The sequence below is a fragment of the Rhizobium sp. PL01 genome (genome assembly GCF_033447125.1).
Classification (GTDB): Bacteria; Pseudomonadota; Alphaproteobacteria; order Rhizobiales; family Rhizobiaceae; genus Pararhizobium.
This window is the reverse complement of the sequence record NZ_JAWQUM010000008.1, coordinates 178,781-196,031: the sequence shown is the minus strand read 5'-3', so window position 1 is coordinate 196,031 and position 17,251 is coordinate 178,781. Positions and strand designations below refer to the sequence as shown.

At 60.3% G+C, this 17,251-nt stretch carries 16 protein-coding genes; 11 read left to right on the top strand and 5 right to left on the bottom strand.

Annotated features, from left to right (window positions below; all coding sequences use genetic code 11):
• The first annotated feature begins 123 nt into the window (after positions 1 to 123).
• The 9 genes from R6X40_RS19525 to R6X40_RS19485 all read left to right on the top strand — a co-directional run bounded on the left by R6X40_RS19525 (position 124) and on the right by R6X40_RS19485 (position 11,922).
• A complete protein-coding gene (locus tag R6X40_RS19525) occupies positions 124 to 3,048 on the top strand; it encodes an aminotransferase (protein WP_318415472.1) in 2,925 nt (974 codons plus the stop codon).
• 87 nt (positions 3,049 to 3,135) lie between these two features.
• Positions 3,136 to 4,809 (top strand): amidohydrolase, encoded by a 1,674-nt coding sequence (locus R6X40_RS19520; protein ID WP_318415471.1) that lies wholly within the window; start codon positions 3,136 to 3,138, stop codon positions 4,807 to 4,809.
• Between the two features lie 111 nt (positions 4,810 to 4,920).
• Positions 4,921 to 6,021: an ABC transporter ATP-binding protein gene (locus R6X40_RS19515; protein WP_318415470.1), complete on the top strand. Its 1,101-nt coding sequence runs from the start codon at positions 4,921 to 4,923 to the stop codon at positions 6,019 to 6,021.
• Between the two features lies 1 nt (position 6,022).
• On the top strand, positions 6,023 to 6,943 hold the full coding sequence (locus R6X40_RS19510) for an ABC transporter permease (RefSeq protein WP_318415469.1): 921 nt from the start codon (positions 6,023 to 6,025) through the stop codon (positions 6,941 to 6,943).
• Positions 6,936 to 7,736: an ABC transporter permease gene (locus R6X40_RS19505; RefSeq protein WP_318415468.1), complete on the top strand. Its 801-nt coding sequence runs from the start codon at positions 6,936 to 6,938 to the stop codon at positions 7,734 to 7,736. Before R6X40_RS19510 ends, R6X40_RS19505 begins: the two co-directional genes overlap by 8 nt.
• A gap of 22 nt (positions 7,737 to 7,758) precedes the next feature.
• Entirely contained in the window at positions 7,759 to 8,793 is a 1,035-nt protein-coding gene (locus R6X40_RS19500) for an extracellular solute-binding protein (RefSeq protein ID WP_412178419.1), read from the top strand.
• Between the two features lie 68 nt (positions 8,794 to 8,861).
• Positions 8,862 to 9,893: a histone deacetylase family protein gene (locus R6X40_RS19495; RefSeq protein ID WP_318415467.1), complete on the top strand. Its 1,032-nt coding sequence runs from the start codon at positions 8,862 to 8,864 to the stop codon at positions 9,891 to 9,893.
• Between the two features lie 20 nt (positions 9,894 to 9,913).
• Entirely contained in the window at positions 9,914 to 10,780 is an 867-nt protein-coding gene (aguB, locus tag R6X40_RS19490) for an N-carbamoylputrescine amidase (RefSeq protein ID WP_412178425.1), read from the top strand.
• Positions 10,777 to 11,922, top strand: coding sequence for a serine hydrolase (locus R6X40_RS19485; protein WP_318415465.1), 1,146 nt, complete (start codon positions 10,777 to 10,779; stop codon positions 11,920 to 11,922). Before aguB ends, R6X40_RS19485 begins: the two co-directional genes overlap by 4 nt.
• Positions 11,923 to 11,924: 2 nt before the next feature.
• Here the strand turns inward: R6X40_RS19485 and R6X40_RS19480 are convergent, their stop codons facing one another.
• From R6X40_RS19480 to R6X40_RS19460, 5 genes are all read right to left on the bottom strand, one after another.
• Entirely contained in the window at positions 11,925 to 12,611 is a 687-nt protein-coding gene (locus tag R6X40_RS19480; protein ID WP_318415464.1) for a DUF2161 domain-containing phosphodiesterase, read from the bottom strand.
• A gap of 95 nt (positions 12,612 to 12,706) precedes the next feature.
• The gene (locus tag R6X40_RS19475; RefSeq protein WP_318415463.1) at positions 12,707 to 13,180 is read right to left on the bottom strand and encodes a GreA/GreB family elongation factor; all 474 of its coding nucleotides are present in this window, start codon (positions 13,178 to 13,180) and stop codon (positions 12,707 to 12,709) included.
• A gap of 84 nt (positions 13,181 to 13,264) precedes the next feature.
• Positions 13,265 to 13,699, bottom strand: coding sequence for a low affinity iron permease family protein (locus tag R6X40_RS19470; RefSeq protein ID WP_318415462.1), 435 nt, complete (start codon positions 13,697 to 13,699; stop codon positions 13,265 to 13,267).
• A 123-nt stretch (positions 13,700 to 13,822) separates the two neighbouring features.
• A complete protein-coding gene (locus tag R6X40_RS19465) occupies positions 13,823 to 14,824 on the bottom strand; it encodes a pyridoxamine 5'-phosphate oxidase family protein (RefSeq protein WP_318415461.1) in 1,002 nt (333 codons plus the stop codon).
• A 54-nt stretch (positions 14,825 to 14,878) separates the two neighbouring features.
• The gene (locus R6X40_RS19460; protein ID WP_318415460.1) at positions 14,879 to 15,496 is read right to left on the bottom strand and encodes a glutathione S-transferase; all 618 of its coding nucleotides are present in this window, start codon (positions 15,494 to 15,496) and stop codon (positions 14,879 to 14,881) included.
• A 142-nt stretch (positions 15,497 to 15,638) separates the two neighbouring features.
• On the opposite strand from R6X40_RS19460, the gene R6X40_RS19455 reads away from it, so the two are divergent.
• The gene (locus R6X40_RS19455; RefSeq protein WP_318415459.1) at positions 15,639 to 16,541 is read left to right on the top strand and encodes a LysR family transcriptional regulator; all 903 of its coding nucleotides are present in this window, start codon (positions 15,639 to 15,641) and stop codon (positions 16,539 to 16,541) included.
• A gap of 81 nt (positions 16,542 to 16,622) precedes the next feature.
• Positions 16,623 to 17,225, top strand: a complete 603-nt coding sequence (locus R6X40_RS19450; RefSeq protein ID WP_318415458.1) for a TetR/AcrR family transcriptional regulator — start codon at positions 16,623 to 16,625, stop codon at positions 17,223 to 17,225.
• The last annotated feature ends 26 nt before the right edge of the window (positions 17,226 to 17,251 follow it).

Below are 17,251 nucleotides of genomic sequence, written 5' to 3'. Positions count from 1 at the left end.
TTCTCCTGCGGTGGGGTGCCGTCGCCCGCCTGAAACTTCCGGTACCGCACGCTCCAATTTGTCATTCGCGTTCATACATGGTTGTGCCAATCTGCCGGCGATCTGATTCCGGGGGGCGAGAGATTGGAATATGCTTTTTTGCGGCGAGCGGAATTGTCGCGGCCTGATGTGAATGCTGAAGACGCCGCGAGCCTTATTGCCGCTCATTACGGCCTGTCCGGCCCGATCACTGAACTCGGCAGCCAGCAGGACCGCAATTATCGCATCGAAGCGGCCAGCGGCCGTTTCGTCTTGAAAATCTGCCGCGCCGACTATGCAACTATCGAGCTTGAAGCGCAGAATGCCGCTTTGCGCCATATCGCCGGCAAGGCCGATGTGCCTCGCGTGCCGAAAGTCGTTGCGGCCGGCAATGGCGCGGACATCCTGCTCGTCACGGTGCGCGGTGAGGATTATCAGATTCGCCTGCTCGACTATATCGACGGTCAGCCGCTGACCCAGCGCAAACATTTGCCAACTGTCACGGTTGCAGCCCTCGGTACACTGGGCGGCCGGTTGGCACTGGCGTTGGCTGATTTCACGCATCCCGGCCTGTCTCGGGACCTGCAATGGGATCTGCGAAACGCCGAACCGGTTGTCGGCCATCTCCTGTCGGCGGTAAAAGATGCGGATCGTAAACAGCGCATCGGCCGCGCAATGGATGCAGCCATGCGCCGGCTCGACGGGCTGAAGCCGGAGCTGCGGCAACAGGCCATTCATCATGACATCACGGATGACAATGTCGTCAGCCTGCCGAACGAAAGTGGCCAGTTGATCCCGGATGGCGTCATCGATTTCGGCGATGTCATCAATGGCTGGCTTGTCGCCGATCTTGCCGTCACCTGCGCCTCGCTGCTGCATCATGCCGATGGCGACCCCACCATCATCCTGCCGGCGATCAAGGCGTTCCACGATGTTTTTCCACTCACCGCGGCGGAACTACGCGCACTCTGGCCGCTGATCGTGGCACGTGCCGCCGTGCTGGAAGCAAGCAGCGAGCAGCAACTCGCGCTCGACCCGGACAACGGCTATGTCAGCGGCAATATCGACCACGAACGGCAGATTTTCGACGTTGCCGTTTCGGTGCCGTCAGCCGTGATGGAAATTGCCATCCTTGAGGCCGTTGGCCAACTGGACGATCCCGGAGCCGCGATCACCGGCGAGCGCCTGCTGCCGGAAATCGAAGTATCCGGGATCGCTGTGATTGAATTGGACTCACAAAGTGACCTGTTCGACGGCGTTCAATGGCCGCAACCGGGTCTCGAAGACCGGCTGCTTTTGGAGGCATCCCGGGAAAACGCAGCCGTCTCGACGCGGTACGGCGAATACCGGTTGAACCGCACCGTGCTGCGCTCACCGCAGCCTACGGAAACATGCACTCTTCATGTCGATCTGGTCCTGCCGGCAGGCACCAGCGTGTCGGCGCCTTTCGGCGGCATTCTGAAATTCACGGATGGCGGCCTGATACTGATGGGGCGGGATGCCGCCTTGCATCTGGCCGGCATCGATGCCTTGCCCGGTCCGGACGATTTCATTCATCCCGGTCAGCCGCTTGGCCTGGTCGCTGGCTCGGCCGGTGAAAACGGCGTGCTGCGCGTCCAGCTCTGCCGCGACAAGGACATCGTCCCGCCGCCATTCGTCTCACCCAATCACGCCGCCGCGTGGAAAGTTCTATGCCCATCACCGGCAAAGCTTCTCGGTTTCGACTGCGATGCACCGATGCCGCAGAGCGCAACGCTTCTGGCTCGCCGCCAAAACCATTTCGCCAAGCCGCAGAAGAACTATTACGAGACACCGCCGCAGATCGAACGTGGTTTGCGCGAACATATGATCGATGTCGAAGGACGCGCCTATCTCGACATGGTCAACAATGTCACCATCCTTGGCCACGGCCATCCGCGTCTGGCCGATGCCGTGCACCGGCAGTGGCAAAGGCTGAACACCAATTCCCGGTTCCACTATGCTTCCGTTGCGGAATTTTCCGAGAGGCTGGCCGCTCTCGCTCCTGAGGGGCTGGATACGGTGTTTCTGGTCAATAGCGGCTCGGAGGCCAATGATCTGGCGCTCAGGCTCGCCTGGGCAGCCAGTGGCGCGCGCAACATGCTCTGCCTGTTGGAAGGCTATCATGGCTGGTCGGTGGCCAGCGATGCCGTCTCCACCTCGATCGCCGACAATCCGCAGGCGCTTACAACGCGGCCTGACTGGGTGTACCCTGTGATATCGCCGAATACCTATCGCGGCCCGTTTCGCGGGCCGGGTTCAACTGCTGCTTATGTTGACGCCCTCATACCGGTGCTGGAAAAACTGGACGGCGGTGGCGAGGGATTGGCCGGTTTCATCTGCGAATGCGTCTATGGCAATGCCGGCGGGATTCCGCTACCGCCGGGTTATCTCAAGGACATCTACGCTTTGGTCCGGGCTCGCGGTGGCGTCTGTATCGCCGATGAGGTGCAGGTTGGCTACGGCCGGCTCGGGCATCACTTCTGGGGTTTTGAAGAGCAGGGCGTGGTCCCCGATATCATCACTGTCGCCAAGGGCATGGGCAATGGCCATCCGCTTGGTGCCGTCATCACCACGAAGGCAATTGCCGATGCGCTGGAGAAGGAGGGCTATTTCTTCTCCTCCGCTGGCGGCAGCCCGGTCAGTTCCGTTGTCGGTTTGACGGTCCTCGATATCATGCGCGACGAAGGTCTGCAGGAGAACGCCCGTGCCGTTGGCGATCACCTGAAGCGCCGTCTCCAGGCATTGGGCCAGCGGTTTCCGCTTGTCGGCGCCGTTCATGGCATGGGTCTCTATCTTGGGCTGGAGTTCGTTCTTGATCGCGAGACGCTTGCGCCCGCAACCGCGCAAACGGCTGTTATCTGCGACCGGCTGCTGCAACTCGGCGTTATCATGCAGCCGACCGGCGATTATCTGAACGTGCTGAAGATCAAGCCGCCGCTCTGCCTGTCGCTGGGGAGCGCCGATTTCTTTGCCGACATGCTGGAGCGTGTGCTTTCAGAGGGATGGTGAGGAAACATTTTTGCCCCCCCGTTGTATTGCGCGGCCGGATCGGCTTAGCTCGCGCTCCATTCTTCCTGGCAAGCAGCGAGTAGCATCATGACGCAGACCGCCAATATCATCATTCTCAATGCTCGCGTTTTGACGTTGGATGAGGATCGGCCCCGCGCCGAGGCGGTGGCGATGGCGGCGGGTCATATCCTGGCGGTCGGCGCGGCCGCGCAGATGGAGCCATTTCGAGGTGCGGATACGCAGGTGATCGATGCGGACGGAGGCACGGTGCTTCCGGGTTTTTCTGAAAACCACATGCACCTGTTTTCAGGCGCCGCCGAACTCGACCATCTCCAGCTTGCTGGTGTCAGCGGGCTGGCAGCCCTGACCGAGGCTGTGCGCTCCTACGCCGCGACGCGGGCCGCAGAAAAGGTCCTGTTTGCGCAAGGTGTTGACTACACGATCCTCGGCGATAGCGAGCGGCTGACACGCCATCATCTCGATGCGATCCTTGCTTACCAGCCGCTGGTTTTGTTTGCCCCTGATCATCACACCGCCTGGGCCAATACCAAGGCGCTCGAAATGGTCGGTATGCTGCAGGGCGCCGCGCTTGGACCCGGCAACGAGGTGGTCGTCGGCCTGGATGGTCTGGCGACCGGAGAGCTGCGGGAGATGGAGGCGTTCAGCCCGCTGCAGGCAGCCGGTGGTTTCGATCGCTATCGTCTCGGCCTATCGACCGGAGGAGAGCCTGATCCTTATCCGAACGAAGCAGAATGGGCGCAGGATGTAACCGTGATGCGGCGCGGCCTCGACTATTGCTCTCGCCACGGCATCACCACCATTCAGAACATGGACGGCAATCTCTACCAGCTGGAGCTGCTTGCGGCGATCGAGAAGGAGGATGGCAACCTGCCGTGCCGTGTGATCATTCCCTTCCATTTCAAGAATTTCATGTCAATCGATATGCTCGAAAAGGCCTCGGAACTTGCCCGCCGGTTCGACACCGACTGGCTGTCGTCGGGCGTCGTCAAGATGTTCTACGATGGCGTGCTCGACAGCTGGACCGCGGTGATGGTCGAGGCTTACGCCGACAAGCCGGGCGATTGCGGCGAGGGGCTCTTCACGCCGGAAACGTTCCGCGAGGTTGCGGTGGAGGCGGACCGGCGCGGGCTACAGATTGCAGTTCATGCGATCGGCGATGGCGCGGTGCGGGCCGTGCTCGACGGGTATGAGGCAGCACGCGTGCAAAATGGCGTCCGCGACAGCCGCCATCGCGTCGAACATATCGAAGTGGTACATCCGGATGATATCGCCCGGTTTGCCGAACTCGGCGTCATTGCGTCGATGCAGCCGCCGCATCCACCCGGTTGTGCCGGCGTGCCGCTGGAGCCGACCGTATCGCGTATCGGCCGGGAACGCTGGCCCGTCAGCTATGCCTGGCGTACGCTGAAGGATGCTGGTGCGCATATCTGCTTTGCCTCAGACTGGCCGGTGTCACCGATCGATCCGATCATCGGCATTGATGCGGCTGTGACGCGAAAGCGCTGGGCAGAGAGCGACCCGGATCAGTCTTTCTCCCTGATGGAAGCGCTTTCGGCCTATTGCGTCGAAGGAGCCTATGCCGAATTCAAGGAGGACCGCAAGGGAAGGATCCGTGCAGGTTACCTTGCCGATATCGTCGTGCTGAACGGTGATATCGAGGCAGCGAGTCCCGATGAGTTGCAGAAGATCCAACCCACCACCACAATTTGCGGCGGGCGTATCAGTTTCTCTTCTCGCTAATTTTTTGATCAAAATATTAGAAATGGTGTTGTCAACGCACAGGCACTGTGGTCACCTAGCGCAAAGCCGAAAAGGCGGGAACAGCTTCATGCAACGGGTATTGGGCCGCAAATGGCGGAATTGAACGCGGTCGAAATCCGCCATGTTTCTAAGATATTCGGCTTTGGCGAGTTTGCGTTCGCTGCCGTCGACAACACATCGGTATCGATCCGCCAGAACGAGTTTTTCACGCTTCTCGGGCCTTCCGGTTGCGGCAAGACCACACTGCTGCGACTGATCGCCGGTTTCGAATTCCCGACGTCCGGTGAGATCATGCTGAACGGCGAAAATATCGCCGCCATGCCTCCCTTCAAGCGGCCGATCAACACGGTTTTCCAAAGTTACGCCTTGTTTCCACACATGACGGTGGCGGAAAATATCGGCTTCGGACTGATGATGCTCGGCAAGCCGAAGCAGGAAATCAAGGACCGCGTCGACGCGATGCTGAAGCTGGTGCGCATGGAAGCGCTTGCCGGCCGGCGCACAAGCCAGATTTCGGGTGGGCAGCAGCAACGCGTCGCGCTTGCCCGCGCCTTGGCACCCCAGCCGAAGGTGCTGCTTCTCGATGAGCCGCTGTCAGCGCTGGACTACAAGCTGCGCAAGGACATGCAGATCGAGCTGAAGCGCCTGCAGGCGGAAACCGGCATCACCTTCATCTTCGTCACCCATGACCAGGAAGAGGCGTTGACCATGTCGGACCGCATCGCCGTGATGTCGTCGGGCAAAATCCTGCAAGTCGGCAATCCCAGGGAGATCTATGATGCTCCGGCGGACCGTTTCGTCGCCGATTTCATCGGCGAGACCAATTTTCTCAAGGGCCGGATCAGCTCGGTGACAGACGGCATCGCCGATGTCGACACGCCGGTCGCCGGTCGCATTTCGGCAACGGTACCACAGGATTTCCATGCCGAAGGCGAGGTCACCGTAGTTCTGAGGCCGGAGCATGCAGCGCTCTGCGCACCGGACCGTGCGGACGCCAGCCAGATGACCGGCACGCTCGAAAACGTCGTCTATTTCGGGACGGATACGCATTACCACGTCCGCCTTTCCGACGGCGAGACGCTGTTTACCCTGCGGGAGCAGAACAAGCCGCTACAGGGTGCGCGGTTCAACCCGGGCGACACGGTTGGCATCGCGCTCGAAGCCAATGCCGCCCGGGTATTGAGGAACTGAGATGACTGACATGCCGGGGACGATCGAAGCGGAAAAGAGCAGGGATATCCGGAAACGGTGGCTGCTCTCGCTTCCCGCCCTGCTGATCATCCTGGTCGCATCAACCGGTCCTTTGCTGATCGTTCTCGTCTATTCTTTCCTGGCGCCCGGTCCTTATGGCGATGTGCAATGGTTGCCTTCGTTTGAGGGCTGGACCGGCGTCATCATGGAGAAGGATATCTTCGACGGCACCTTCTCGCTGGCCGATGCGCATGTGTCGATTTTCATGCGCTCCGTCATGCTGTCGCTGGCAACGACGGTTTTGACCCTGCTAGTCGGGTTCCCCACCGCCTATTTCATTGCCACGCGCCCTGAAAAAAATCGGGAACTCTGGCTGCTGCTGATTACCATTCCGTTCTGGACAAACCTTCTCATCCGCACGTTCGCCATCCTCGAAGTCATCCGCAATGAAGGGCTGATCAACGGTCTGCTGTTGAAGTTCGGCTTGATTGCAAGGCCGATCCAGATGCTCTTCACCGATGGCGCGATCCTGACCGGCATGGTCTATGTCTATCTGCCGCTGATGGTTCTGCCGCTCTATGCCAGCATGGAAAAGCTGGATTTCCGGTTGGTGGAAGCGGGCTACGATCTCTATGCCACGCCCTTCAAAGTCCTGCGGAAAATCATCATTCCGCTGGTCAAACCCGGCATCATCGCCGGCTCGATCCTCGTCTTCATCCCTGCATTGGGCGCCTATGTCACGCCGAGCATTCTCGGCGGCGGCAAGAACATGATGCTCGGCAACCTGATCGAACTGCAGTTCGGCCAGGGCCGGAATTGGCCGCTTGGATCGGCGCTGTCGATCACGCTGATGCTGATCGTCATGGCGGCGTTGCTTGTCTATGTTCGAAATGCGGGATCTCAAGGGAGCCGGCATGGCTAGAACATTCTCTATCCGGCGTCAGCGCGGTTTTACCGCGATTGCGATGGCCTGTTTCTTTGCGCTCTACCTGCCGATCGCGGTGCTGGTCTTCTATTCGTTCAACGCGGGAGAATCGCTCGCTTCCTTCGACGGGATTTCGCTGCGCTGGTTCACCAAGGCCTTTCAAAACCAGCAGGTGATCGACGCTTCTATCCGCTCGCTGCAGATCGCTTCGTTTGCCGCGGTCGTTGCGACCATTGCAGCCACCATGGCGGCGCTGGCGACGACCCGGACGGAGCCTTATCGCGGCCTAACGCTGAAATATGCCTTCATTAACCAGCCCTTGATGATCCCGGAAATCGTCACCGCGGTCGCACTGCTGATCTTCTTTGCCCGCGTCAAAATCTGGACCGGTTATTCCGGGCTTGGCTATCTGATCGCCGCCCATACCGCGTTCTGCATCCCGTTTGCCTATCTGCCGATCCGGGCGCGGCTGGAGAATATGGACCTGACGCTGGAGAAGGCGGCTGCCGATCTCTACGCGACCCCATGGAACGCTTTCCGCTACGTTACCCTGCCGCTGCTCTGGCCGGGTATTCTCGCTGGTTTCATGCTGGCCTTCGTGATTTCGCTCGACGATGTGGTCATTACCGAATTCGTCAAGTCGGCCGGCCAGGATACGCTTCCGACCTACATGCTCGGCCAGATTCGCCGCTCCATCACGCCGGAAATGAACGCGATCTCGACGCTGTTCCTGCTCCTGTCGGTCTGTGTCGTCATCGTCTTCTTCGTCGTCAACAAAAAACGTGTCTAACGAAAGAAAAGGGAACAGCATCATGAAACGGATGACCGCGATCATGGCCGTGACGGCCGCGCTCCTCGCCTCCACCGGCCTTGCCCGGGCGGAAGGCGAACTCAACATCTACAACTGGGGCAATTACACCAGCCCCGAGATGATCAAGAAATTCGAGGACCAGTACAAGGTCAAGGTAACGATCACCGATTACGATTCCAACGACACGGCGCTTGCCAAGGTCCGCCAGGGTGGTTCGGGCTTCGACATGGTCGTCCCGTCGCAGAACTACATTCCGATCTGGATTTCCGAGGGCCTCTTCCTCGAGACTGATCCGGGTAAGATGGAGAATTTCAGCCACGTCGCCAAGGAATGGCAGAATCCCGAGTTCGATCCTGGCCGAAAATATACTGTCCCATGGGCTATGGGTATCGTTGGTGTCGTGGTCAACACTGATGTCTACAAGGGCGATATCAATACCTGGGGCATCGTCTTCGACACTCCGGACGAGCTGAAAGGCAAGGTCAACGTCGTTCCTGAAATGACCGACGTGATCGATGCTGCGGTGCTCTACAATGGTGGCAAGAAATGCACGGGCGACCTCACTGTCCTCAAGAAGGTGCGTGATACCCTGGTCAAGGCCAAGCCGAACTGGGTGGCGATGGAATACGGGACCATTCAGAAAATGGGATCAGGCGATTTTGCCGCTTCCAGTGACTGGAACGGTTCTGCCTTCCGTCAGCGCCTGGCCAATCCTGCCATCAAGTTCGGCTATCCGAAAGAGGGCTACGTTAATTGGAGCGACAATCTTGCGGTTCTGAAGGACGCCAAGAACGTCGAGAACGCCAAGCTCTTCCAGAACTTCATGATGGATCCGCAGAATGCCGGGATGAATTCGGGTTTCCACCGCTATGCCAACGGCATTGCCGGTTCTGGCGAATTCATGCCTGCAGATATGAAGGGCGCACCTGAAATCGACATCCCGGCCGAATTTGCTTCGGTCGGCGTTCCCTCGCAGACCTGCCCGCCGGAAGTCCAGGAGCTCTACACCAAGATCTGGACCGAGCTTCAGAAATAAACCTGCCCCAATCGCACCCCGCCGATCCCGGCGGGGTGCGTTTTTGTTTCCAGCCGGTGGATGTTCCCATGAAAACTGTCTTCTCGCCCCGTCATCTCGGCCATGCCAACCAGCTCGAACTGGTTGCTGGCGCCATCGTTCCCGGTTTCGAACTGACCTCGCGCGCCGAGTATGTCTCCGCGCGCATCAAGACCGTGGGGTTGGGACCAATCCTTGCGCCCGAAGAGCACGACCTGACCACGGCAGCGCGCATTCATCGCAAGGACTATCTCGATTTCCTGCCGACGATCTGGGAACGCTGGACGGCGGAAGGTCGTACAGGCACGGCCTTGCCGTTTACGTGGCCGACTCGCGGGCTGCGCGGCGATGTGCCGCCGGAATTCATCGACGGTCTTCTCGGCTATTATTCTTTTGACGCAGGCTGCGGCACGGTCGAAGGGTCCTGGGATGCGATCAAATCCTCGCATGACGTGGCGCTGACGGCTGCCGGCCTTGTCCAGGACGGTGAACGGTCCGCATTCGCGCTTTGCCGGCCGCCTGGCCATCATGCTGGCGCCGGGTTCATGGGTGGCTATTGCTACATCAACAATGCTGCAGTCGCAGCCCAATGGTTCCGCGACAATGGCGCCAAGCGCGTCTCGATCCTTGACGTCGACTATCATCACGGTAACGGCACCCAGGAAATTTTCTATTCCCGCGCCGATGTGCAGGTGATCAATCTGCATGCCGATCCTATGCAGGAATATCCCTACTTCCTCGGCCATGCGGACGAACGTGGGGCCGGCGAAGGCGAGGGCTACAATCTCAACTATCCCATGCGCTTCGGTACGGATTGGGAGCGTTGGAGTCAGGCGTTGGAAGACGCCTGCGGCAAGCTGGTCGCCTTCAATCCGGATGTGGTGGTGATCTCGCTCGGTGTCGATACATTCGAAAAGGACCCGATCAGCAAATTCAAATTGAAGACCGAGGATTTCCCGAGAATCGGCGAACGTATCGCCCGGTTGAACCTGCCAACATTGTTTGTGATGGAAGGTGGCTATGCCGTCGCCGAGATCGGCGTCAATGCTGTCAGCGTGCTCACCGGTTTCGAGGGTAACTGATCGTGGCCTCCGATGCCATCATGAGCTTGGGCGTCGTCCAGTTCGCCTGCACGGACGATACCGCCGAAAATCTCGCCACTGCCTCCCGGCTGATCCGGAAGGCCGAAGGCAAAGGTGCCAATATCGTGCTGGTCCAGGAGTTGTTCGAGGGGCTCTATTTCTGCCAGACGCAGGATCCGGTCCATTTTGCCCGCGCACATCCGCTGGCCGATCATCCAGTGATAGCGCCGATGCAGGCTTTGGCGCGTGAACTTGGCATTGTCCTGCCGGTATCCTTTTTCGAGAAAAAGAACCAGGCTTTTTACAATAGCTTGGCGATGATCGATGCCACCGGAGACATTCTCGGTGTCTACCGGAAGTCCCATATTCCCGACGGCCCCGGCTATAGCGAAAAATTCTATTTCCGTCCCGGCGATACCGGCTTCAAGGTCTGGTCGACGCGTTTCGGCACGATCGGGGTCGGAATCTGCTGGGATCAATGGTTTCCCGAAGCTGCCCGCGCCATGGCGCTGATGGGCGCCGAACTGATCCTCTACCCGACCGCCATCGGCTCGGAACCCAGCCGGCCCGACCTCGATACGATGGAACACTGGCGCATGGTGATGCGCGGCCATGCCGCTGCCAACATGATGCCGGTCGCCGCCGCCAATCGCATCGGCTCGGAAACCATCGGCGGCCAATCGCAATCCTATTACGGCTCGTCCTTCATCGCCGGTCCCGACGGACAATTGGTCGGGAGTTCAGGGCGCGACGGCGAAGGCGTGCTGATTGCCAGCTTCGACCGGCAGCAGCTTGCCGACAATCGTGCCGCTTGGGGGATGTTCCGCGATCGCCGCCCGGAGCTTTATGGCGTGCTGGCGACAGCAGATGGAGGAGACAGGACATGACGGATTTCGCGCGCTCGGACGTTACGCTCGCCAATTGGCGGACGGCGCCCTTTTCGCAATGGGCCTTCCAGAATGTCAGCGAGATAGTGCCCTCGGCTGTCATCCCCGCCAAAGCCCTGGGCGAAGCGCTGCCGCTTGATCTCGGCGCTCTTAAGGACCTGCAGGTGACGGGCATCGGTGGCGTAAGCCAATCGCTGCAGGCATTTCTGACGGCAAGCGAGACCGACGAACTTGTGGTGATGCGCGATGGGCGGGTCGTTGCAGAATGGTCGGCTGATCATTCCGATCCCGCCCGTCCGCATATCATCTTTTCTGTATCGAAATCGCTGACCGCGCTGCTGGCCGGAATTATGGCCGGCAAGGGTCTGTTGTCGTTCGATAAGCTCGTGGTTGACTATGTGCCGGAGGTCGCCGGATCGGCCTACGCGGATGCGACGGTACAGCAACTGTTCGACATGGAAATCAGCGTCGATTTCGTCGAGGACTATCTGGACACATCCGGCGGGTTCGATCGCTATCGCCGGGCGACCGGCTGGAACCCAGACAGGCCGGAAAACCCTTCGCCGGATTTGAAAGGCTTCATCTGCAGTATCGGGAAAGGCGGCTGGAAGCACGGCGAAAAGCATGCCTACCGTTCGCCGAACACCGATCTTGCCGGCATCGTGCTGGAGCGGGCAGCCGGTGCTCGATTGGCGACCCTGCTCAGCGAGCATCTCTGGCAGCCAATGGTTGCGAGCTCCAATGCCATGGTCACGGTCGACAGGGTTGGCACCGCACGCGCAGCAGGCGGCATGTCGGCGACGGCACGGGACCTTGCCCTGATCGGCGAACTCGTCCGCAAGAAAGGCGACGGCCTGATTTCAGAGACGTTTATCGACGATCTGTGGACCGGGGGCAGCCGGGATGCCTGGCAGAACGGCGATCAGACAACGCTGTTTCCATCGGGCAGTTACCGCAATTACTGGTACGAGACCGGTGCGGGCGAACTGGCCGCCATCGGCATTCACGGCCAGTGGATTTGGATTGATCCTGCAACAGCGACCGTGGTTGTCAAATTATCGTCGCAGGCGCTGCCGGTCGATGCTGAGCTGGATCAGGCAATCGTTTCCGTGCTGCGTAAGGTCTCCAGCGCCACTCTTTGAAATTATAGGGTTGCGGCAACGTCCTCTTGGACGACCGTGGCGGCAGTGGGCCATCGGATCAGCGCTTCGGCGCCGGTCGCCGTCAGCCCATAGATGCCGTGGTCGATGCGTTCGAACCAGCCATAGACATTACCGCGCAGGATGGTGGCGGCCGATGGCGTGATCGCCTTCAGGTCTTTCGGCCGCAACGGTCCTGCCAGGAGCGCAGCAGCGCAGGCCAGCGCCTGCTGCCGATAGGCTGTCATGATTGGCGAGCGCGTGCTGCCACCGACAGCCGGGTCCCCCTTGCGCTTCTTGTGTTCATTGACCAGCCGCGACCGCTTGCGTGGGTTCTTGCGCGGCATCAGCGCCACCGGACTGACGATAACATCGACGGTGCCATTGTCGGAAACGGCCATCATGCCGAAACCGAGCCTGCGGCAAAGATCGCGGTAGCGGCGGTCGCTTTCGCGGCCCTTGCCCTTGGCGGAAACGCGGGCGGCAATCCAGACCTCGTCGCTGGCCGCAGCCCGATCGACGGCCTGCAGGATGAGTTCGAGATTGAAGCTGAGCTTCAGCTCGCAGATGACGACGACGGGTGGCTCGTCGGGGCTTAGGCCTACAAGATCGCAACCGGCGATCTCGCCCTTGACGCTGTAGCCAGCCGCTTCGAGAAAGCCCTTGATCGGCAGGTAGAGCGCGGTCTCCAAATCATGTCCTCACATCATCGTCCGCCCGGTCTTGCCGTGTTTTGCCGATGAGATCAATGAAATGGTGACGGCCGGAAGGCTTGCGCCGCCGGAATCTAGCCTGCGCCGTGTATCGACAGGACGACGATTTCCTCTTCGCGGCCTGCAACTTCGAACTCGATCGTGTCGCCGGGAGCGGCCCCTTCGAGGGCGCGGGCAAGCGGCGATGTCCAAGCGATTGCGCCAGTCGAAGGATCAGCCTCGTCTTCGCCGACGATGCGGATATCCCGGACCGCACCGGCGCGCTTGATCGAGACGCGGGTTCCGAACCTCACCGAGGCAGGATCCGGGCTAGGCTCCAGGATTTCCATGTTGGCACGCCGTGTTTCCCAATAACGCAGGTCGCGCTTGACCGCGGCGCGCACATCGCTATCGCTGGTCGCGGTGGTCTGCTGGGTGAGTGCGGCGATCATTTGCTCGATCTGGCGGGCGCCGTTTGCGGTCACGAGATTGCGCGTTGCGCTGACCGGTCGCTCCGGCACGGGCGGGGGAGGGGCGTCGTCGATTTCCTTGGTGAACGCGCGGCTCATCGTTTTCTCCCCCCATACCAACGCATAGCACGTTTTCGGGCTCATTGATGTCCCGTTTGCAGCCGGGCCGACGTCGTCCGCCGCTCAAACCTTCTTCTTCAGCTTCGTGCGGCGACCGCGGATGATGTGATCGACCTTTCCGGCAAGCGCATGGTCGGGTTCGCTTTCGGCCGCCTCCCTCAACAGCTCGGTCAGCCGCTTGAGCTCCCTTTCGTCGAGATGTTCGATGCCCATGAAGCGGTTCTCGGCCTCGCTGGTGAGGATCAACTCGTCGAGCTTTGCCTGAACGGCCTTGCCATCACGATTCTGGGAGTTCTGCAGCACGAAAACCATCAGGAAGGTGATGATCGTCGTTCCGGTGTTGACGACGAGCTGCCAAGTTTCGGAAAAACCGAAGAGCGGGCCGGTGACGGCCCAGACAAAAATACCCGCCACAGCGATCGCGAAGGTCGCGGGCTTGCCGGCCAGTTGCGCGACTCCGCCGGAAAATCTGGAAAAGAGACTGGGTTTCTCGGACATGGCAATCCTCCATCGGGTCGAGCCATGCGCTAAAGTCCCGGCAAGAGCGGAAGTTCCAGCCAGGACCAGCAAGCACGTAAGTAATGCTGGTTTGATGTCCGAAACGGCTCCTTGCGCCGAGTATCAGGCCATCGAAGCGCTCAACCGGCGCTCCGCCTCTTCCCAGCTGCCGGTCATGCGCAGACTCGGCGATAGGCTATCGGCATGGGAGTGCCAACGCAGGGGCAAGGCGCCGGGCCGCCGGATAATACGGCGTGGCGTGAAACGCCAAAGGCGCTCAGCCCCTTCGAAGGCGTCGAGTTCACGCGTTTCCAGGACGACCTCTGCATCGCCGGTCAGCTGCAGCAGGTCGCCCGTCTCGAAATCGGCAAAGACCAGACCGGCTTTGCCATTGGCGAGGATATTGCCGAGCGTGTTGAAGAACAGGTTGCCGGCAAAGTCCGGAATGGTCAGAACGCCGTCATTACCAACCCGCACAAAACCCGGTTTTCCACCCCGGTGCGAGACGTCCGCCTGCCGCTGTCCATTCTCAAACTCCGCGTAGGTCGCGACAAAGAACGTGTCGGCTGCGCCGATCATCAGCCGTGCATCGCTGTCGAGCGCTTGTAGTATCTCCGGCTCGCCAGCAGAGCGGGCCGAGGGGGCGCGGACAAAACTGAAATCGCGCTGCTGGATGTATTTCGGACAATTGCCATAGGACTGGCCGACGTCAACGTCGAAGCCTAGCGGTACGGTCCGCCTGATTGTCCCGTTCAGCCGGTTGCGCCGCCGCGTGTGCAGTTCGATGCCGAGCATGCCGATGGCATCACCATGGCCCATCCCGGCATCGGCCGGATCGTCGGCTTCTCGGCTGAGGCGGACATTCAGTGTGTATGGGTCCGAACTTTGCAGGAAACCGGGTTCATCCGCGCGCAAGGTAGCCCAGGCGTCGCCGGTGCCATCCACCGTGCCCAGCACGATGAACGGGAGCTGCGGATAGAAGGCGCGGTGCTGCTCAATCAGATGATTGCGCAGCACCCGGCGGCCGACGTCTTCCATGCGCTCTGCAACACCGGCCTGGCGCTGCAAGGCTTGCTCGCCCGCATGCCAGGGTGACGCTTCTTCGGTTGCGTTGATGGTGAACATCCGGCGCTCCTTTGATGGCGGGTTGACGAAGGGATCTGCAGTTTTCAGCCCTGCTCAGGCAGCCTCCGGAATGCCGATTGCCGTCTTTTGGAAGGCCACGAAACCGGGGAGCGCTTCGACGCGCTTCAGCCAGGCATTGACGTTGGAATAGGCGCTGCGGTCAACATTGCCCTCCGGCGCATTGGCGACGTAGCTGTAGAGCGCGACGTCAGCGACGGTCGGCTGGCCGGCGGCAATCCACTGTCGTCCGTCAAGAGCTGTCTCGATGTGCCGCAAAATGACGTGAGCGCGTGCGATAACCTCGTCCGCATCAAAGGGGGCGCCGAAGACGGTGACCAGCCTTGCGGCAGCGGGGCCGTAGGCGATTTCACCCGCAGCGACGGAAAGCCAGCGCTGCACGGCTGCGGCACCTGCGGGGTCTTCAGGCAGCCAGGTCCTCGCCGCATGCTTCTTGGCAAGATAGACAAGGATGGCGTTGGAATCGGCGATGATCGCGCCGCCATCGTCGAGCACCGGCACCTGCCCGAACGGATTGAGCTTGAGAAAATCCGGAGCTTTGTGCGCGCGGGCTGCAAGATCGACTTCGATCAGTTCTGCCTCGATCCCAAGCAGCGACAGGAACAGCCGGGCGCGGTGCGCGTGGCCGGACAAAGGGTGATAGTAAAGTTTCATTTGCGGTCTCCAGCAGGCGCCGATCGCCTTGGGGAGAAGATGTTTCTTTCTCTGCAGAAACAGAAGTGCGATAAAAGGCAAGATATCATTCCATTTATCGGAATAATCAGGTGGGGGGTTAACGGTGGACAGGCTTCAATCCATGCGGGTTCTGGTAAAGGTTGCCGATACTGGCAGCTTCGCGCAGGCAGCGCGCGTGCTCAATATGAGCCCTCCGGCCGTCACGCGCGCCATCGCCTATCTCGAAGACCTGACCGGCGCCGGGCTTTTCCTGCGATCGACGCGATCGGTGAAGCTGACGGCACCCGGCAGCCGTTATGTCGAGGATTGCCGCCGCATCCTTGCCGATATCGACGAGGCCGAGGCATCGGCTGGCGGCTCGCATGCGACGCCATCCGGCCTGCTGACGGTGACGGCACCGGTCCTCTTTGGCCAGATCTATGTCATGCCGGTGCTGACGTCGTTTCTGACCCGGCATCCGGCCGTCAACGGCCGTGCCCTTTTGCTTGATCGTGTCGTCAACCTGCTGGAGGAGGGTATCGACGTTGCGTTGCGCATCGGGCAGTTGCCGGATTCCGGATATCACGCAATCAAGGTCGGCAACGTGCGGCGGGTGATCTGTGGCGCGCCATCCTATTTTGCCCGCCACCCGGTGCCGCTTGTCCCCGCCGACCTCGCACAGCACACGATCATAGCCAATACAGGCTCGTCCGCGCCACAGGACTGGCGCTTCTCCGGCGGCGAGAAAAGCAGCGTCACGCTGCGTCCGCGGTTATTCTGCAACACGGTCGATGCGTCGATCTCCGCAGCGCTCAGTGGTTGGGGGCTGACCAGTGCGCTGTCCTATCAGGTGGCATCGGCAGTAAGAGAGGGAGGGCTCGATATCGTGCTTTCGGATTACGAGGAAGCGCCGATTCCCATCCACGTCATGCATGCCGAAGGCCGCCACATCTCGGCCAAGACGCGGGCGTTCGTGGACGTTCTGGTGGCCGAATTAAGGGCTAACCGAAACGTGCAGTCCGCAACCGCACTGGCCTTTGGTTAAAACGCCGCAGTTGACAGGGATTGCATTCCGATTTACGACTGACGAAATTTAAAATTCGTCAGTCGTAAATCGGAACCTACCATGGACGAAAATACGGACATCCTGGACACAGCGCGGCAGGACAATGTTGCCCGGATTCTGGAGGCAGCGGAGCGGCTTTTCCGGCATTACGGCTATGCCAAGACCAATGTCGCCGACATCGCCCGTGATCTCGGCATGTCGCCGGCCAATATCTACCGCTTCTTTGCCTCCAAGACCGAAATCCATCAGGCGATCTGTGGCCGTATGCTCGCCGGCAGCTACCAGCAGGCTTCTGAAATCTCGCGCCTGCCCATCAGTGCGGCGGACCGTCTGCGCCGCTACTTGCATGCCGAACATCAGCTGATCGTGACTGCCATGCTCGATCATGAAAAGGTGCACGAAATGGTCATCGTCGCCATTGAGCGCGACTGGCATGTCATCGAAAAGCATATCGATCAGATGCACGAGCTGCTGGAAGAGATCATTCGCCAAGGCATCGCCGCAGCGGAATTTGCCGCGCAGGACCCTGCGGTTGCGGCCCGTGCCTTCGGGGCGGCGACGGCGGTCATGTGCCATCCGCAGCTGGTGGCACAATGTCTTTCCAAGCCGAACCGGGCTACGCCCGACGAGATTACCGAATTTGCAATCAACGCTTTGAGATGAGCTCGGCCTTTACCGGCCAGCTTCCC

Coding starts and splice junctions, on each gene's coding strand:
- R6X40_RS19465 (WP_318415461.1), bottom strand. CDS start 14,824: ATGTTCACCATCAACGCAACCGAAGAAGCGTCACCCTGGCATGCGGGC.
- R6X40_RS19505 (WP_318415468.1), top strand. CDS start 6,936: ATGGCTAGAACATTCTCTATCCGGCGTCAGCGCGGTTTTACCGCGATT.
- R6X40_RS19495 (WP_318415467.1), top strand. CDS start 8,862: ATGAAAACTGTCTTCTCGCCCCGTCATCTCGGCCATGCCAACCAGCTC.
- R6X40_RS19460 (WP_318415460.1), bottom strand. CDS start 15,496: ATGAAACTTTACTATCACCCTTTGTCCGGCCACGCGCACCGCGCCCGG.
- R6X40_RS19455 (WP_318415459.1), top strand. CDS start 15,639: ATGCGGGTTCTGGTAAAGGTTGCCGATACTGGCAGCTTCGCGCAGGCA.
- R6X40_RS19500 (WP_412178419.1), top strand. CDS start 7,759: ATGAAACGGATGACCGCGATCATGGCCGTGACGGCCGCGCTCCTCGCC.
- R6X40_RS19485 (WP_318415465.1), top strand. CDS start 10,777: ATGACGGATTTCGCGCGCTCGGACGTTACGCTCGCCAATTGGCGGACG.
- R6X40_RS19510 (WP_318415469.1), top strand. CDS start 6,023: ATGACTGACATGCCGGGGACGATCGAAGCGGAAAAGAGCAGGGATATC.
- aguB (WP_412178425.1), top strand. CDS start 9,914: ATGAGCTTGGGCGTCGTCCAGTTCGCCTGCACGGACGATACCGCCGAA.
- R6X40_RS19520 (WP_318415471.1), top strand. CDS start 3,136: ATGACGCAGACCGCCAATATCATCATTCTCAATGCTCGCGTTTTGACG.
- R6X40_RS19475 (WP_318415463.1), bottom strand. CDS start 13,180: ATGAGCCGCGCGTTCACCAAGGAAATCGACGACGCCCCTCCCCCGCCC.
- R6X40_RS19515 (WP_318415470.1), top strand. CDS start 4,921: ATGGCGGAATTGAACGCGGTCGAAATCCGCCATGTTTCTAAGATATTC.
- R6X40_RS19450 (WP_318415458.1), top strand. CDS start 16,623: ATGGACGAAAATACGGACATCCTGGACACAGCGCGGCAGGACAATGTT.
- R6X40_RS19470 (WP_318415462.1), bottom strand. CDS start 13,699: ATGTCCGAGAAACCCAGTCTCTTTTCCAGATTTTCCGGCGGAGTCGCG.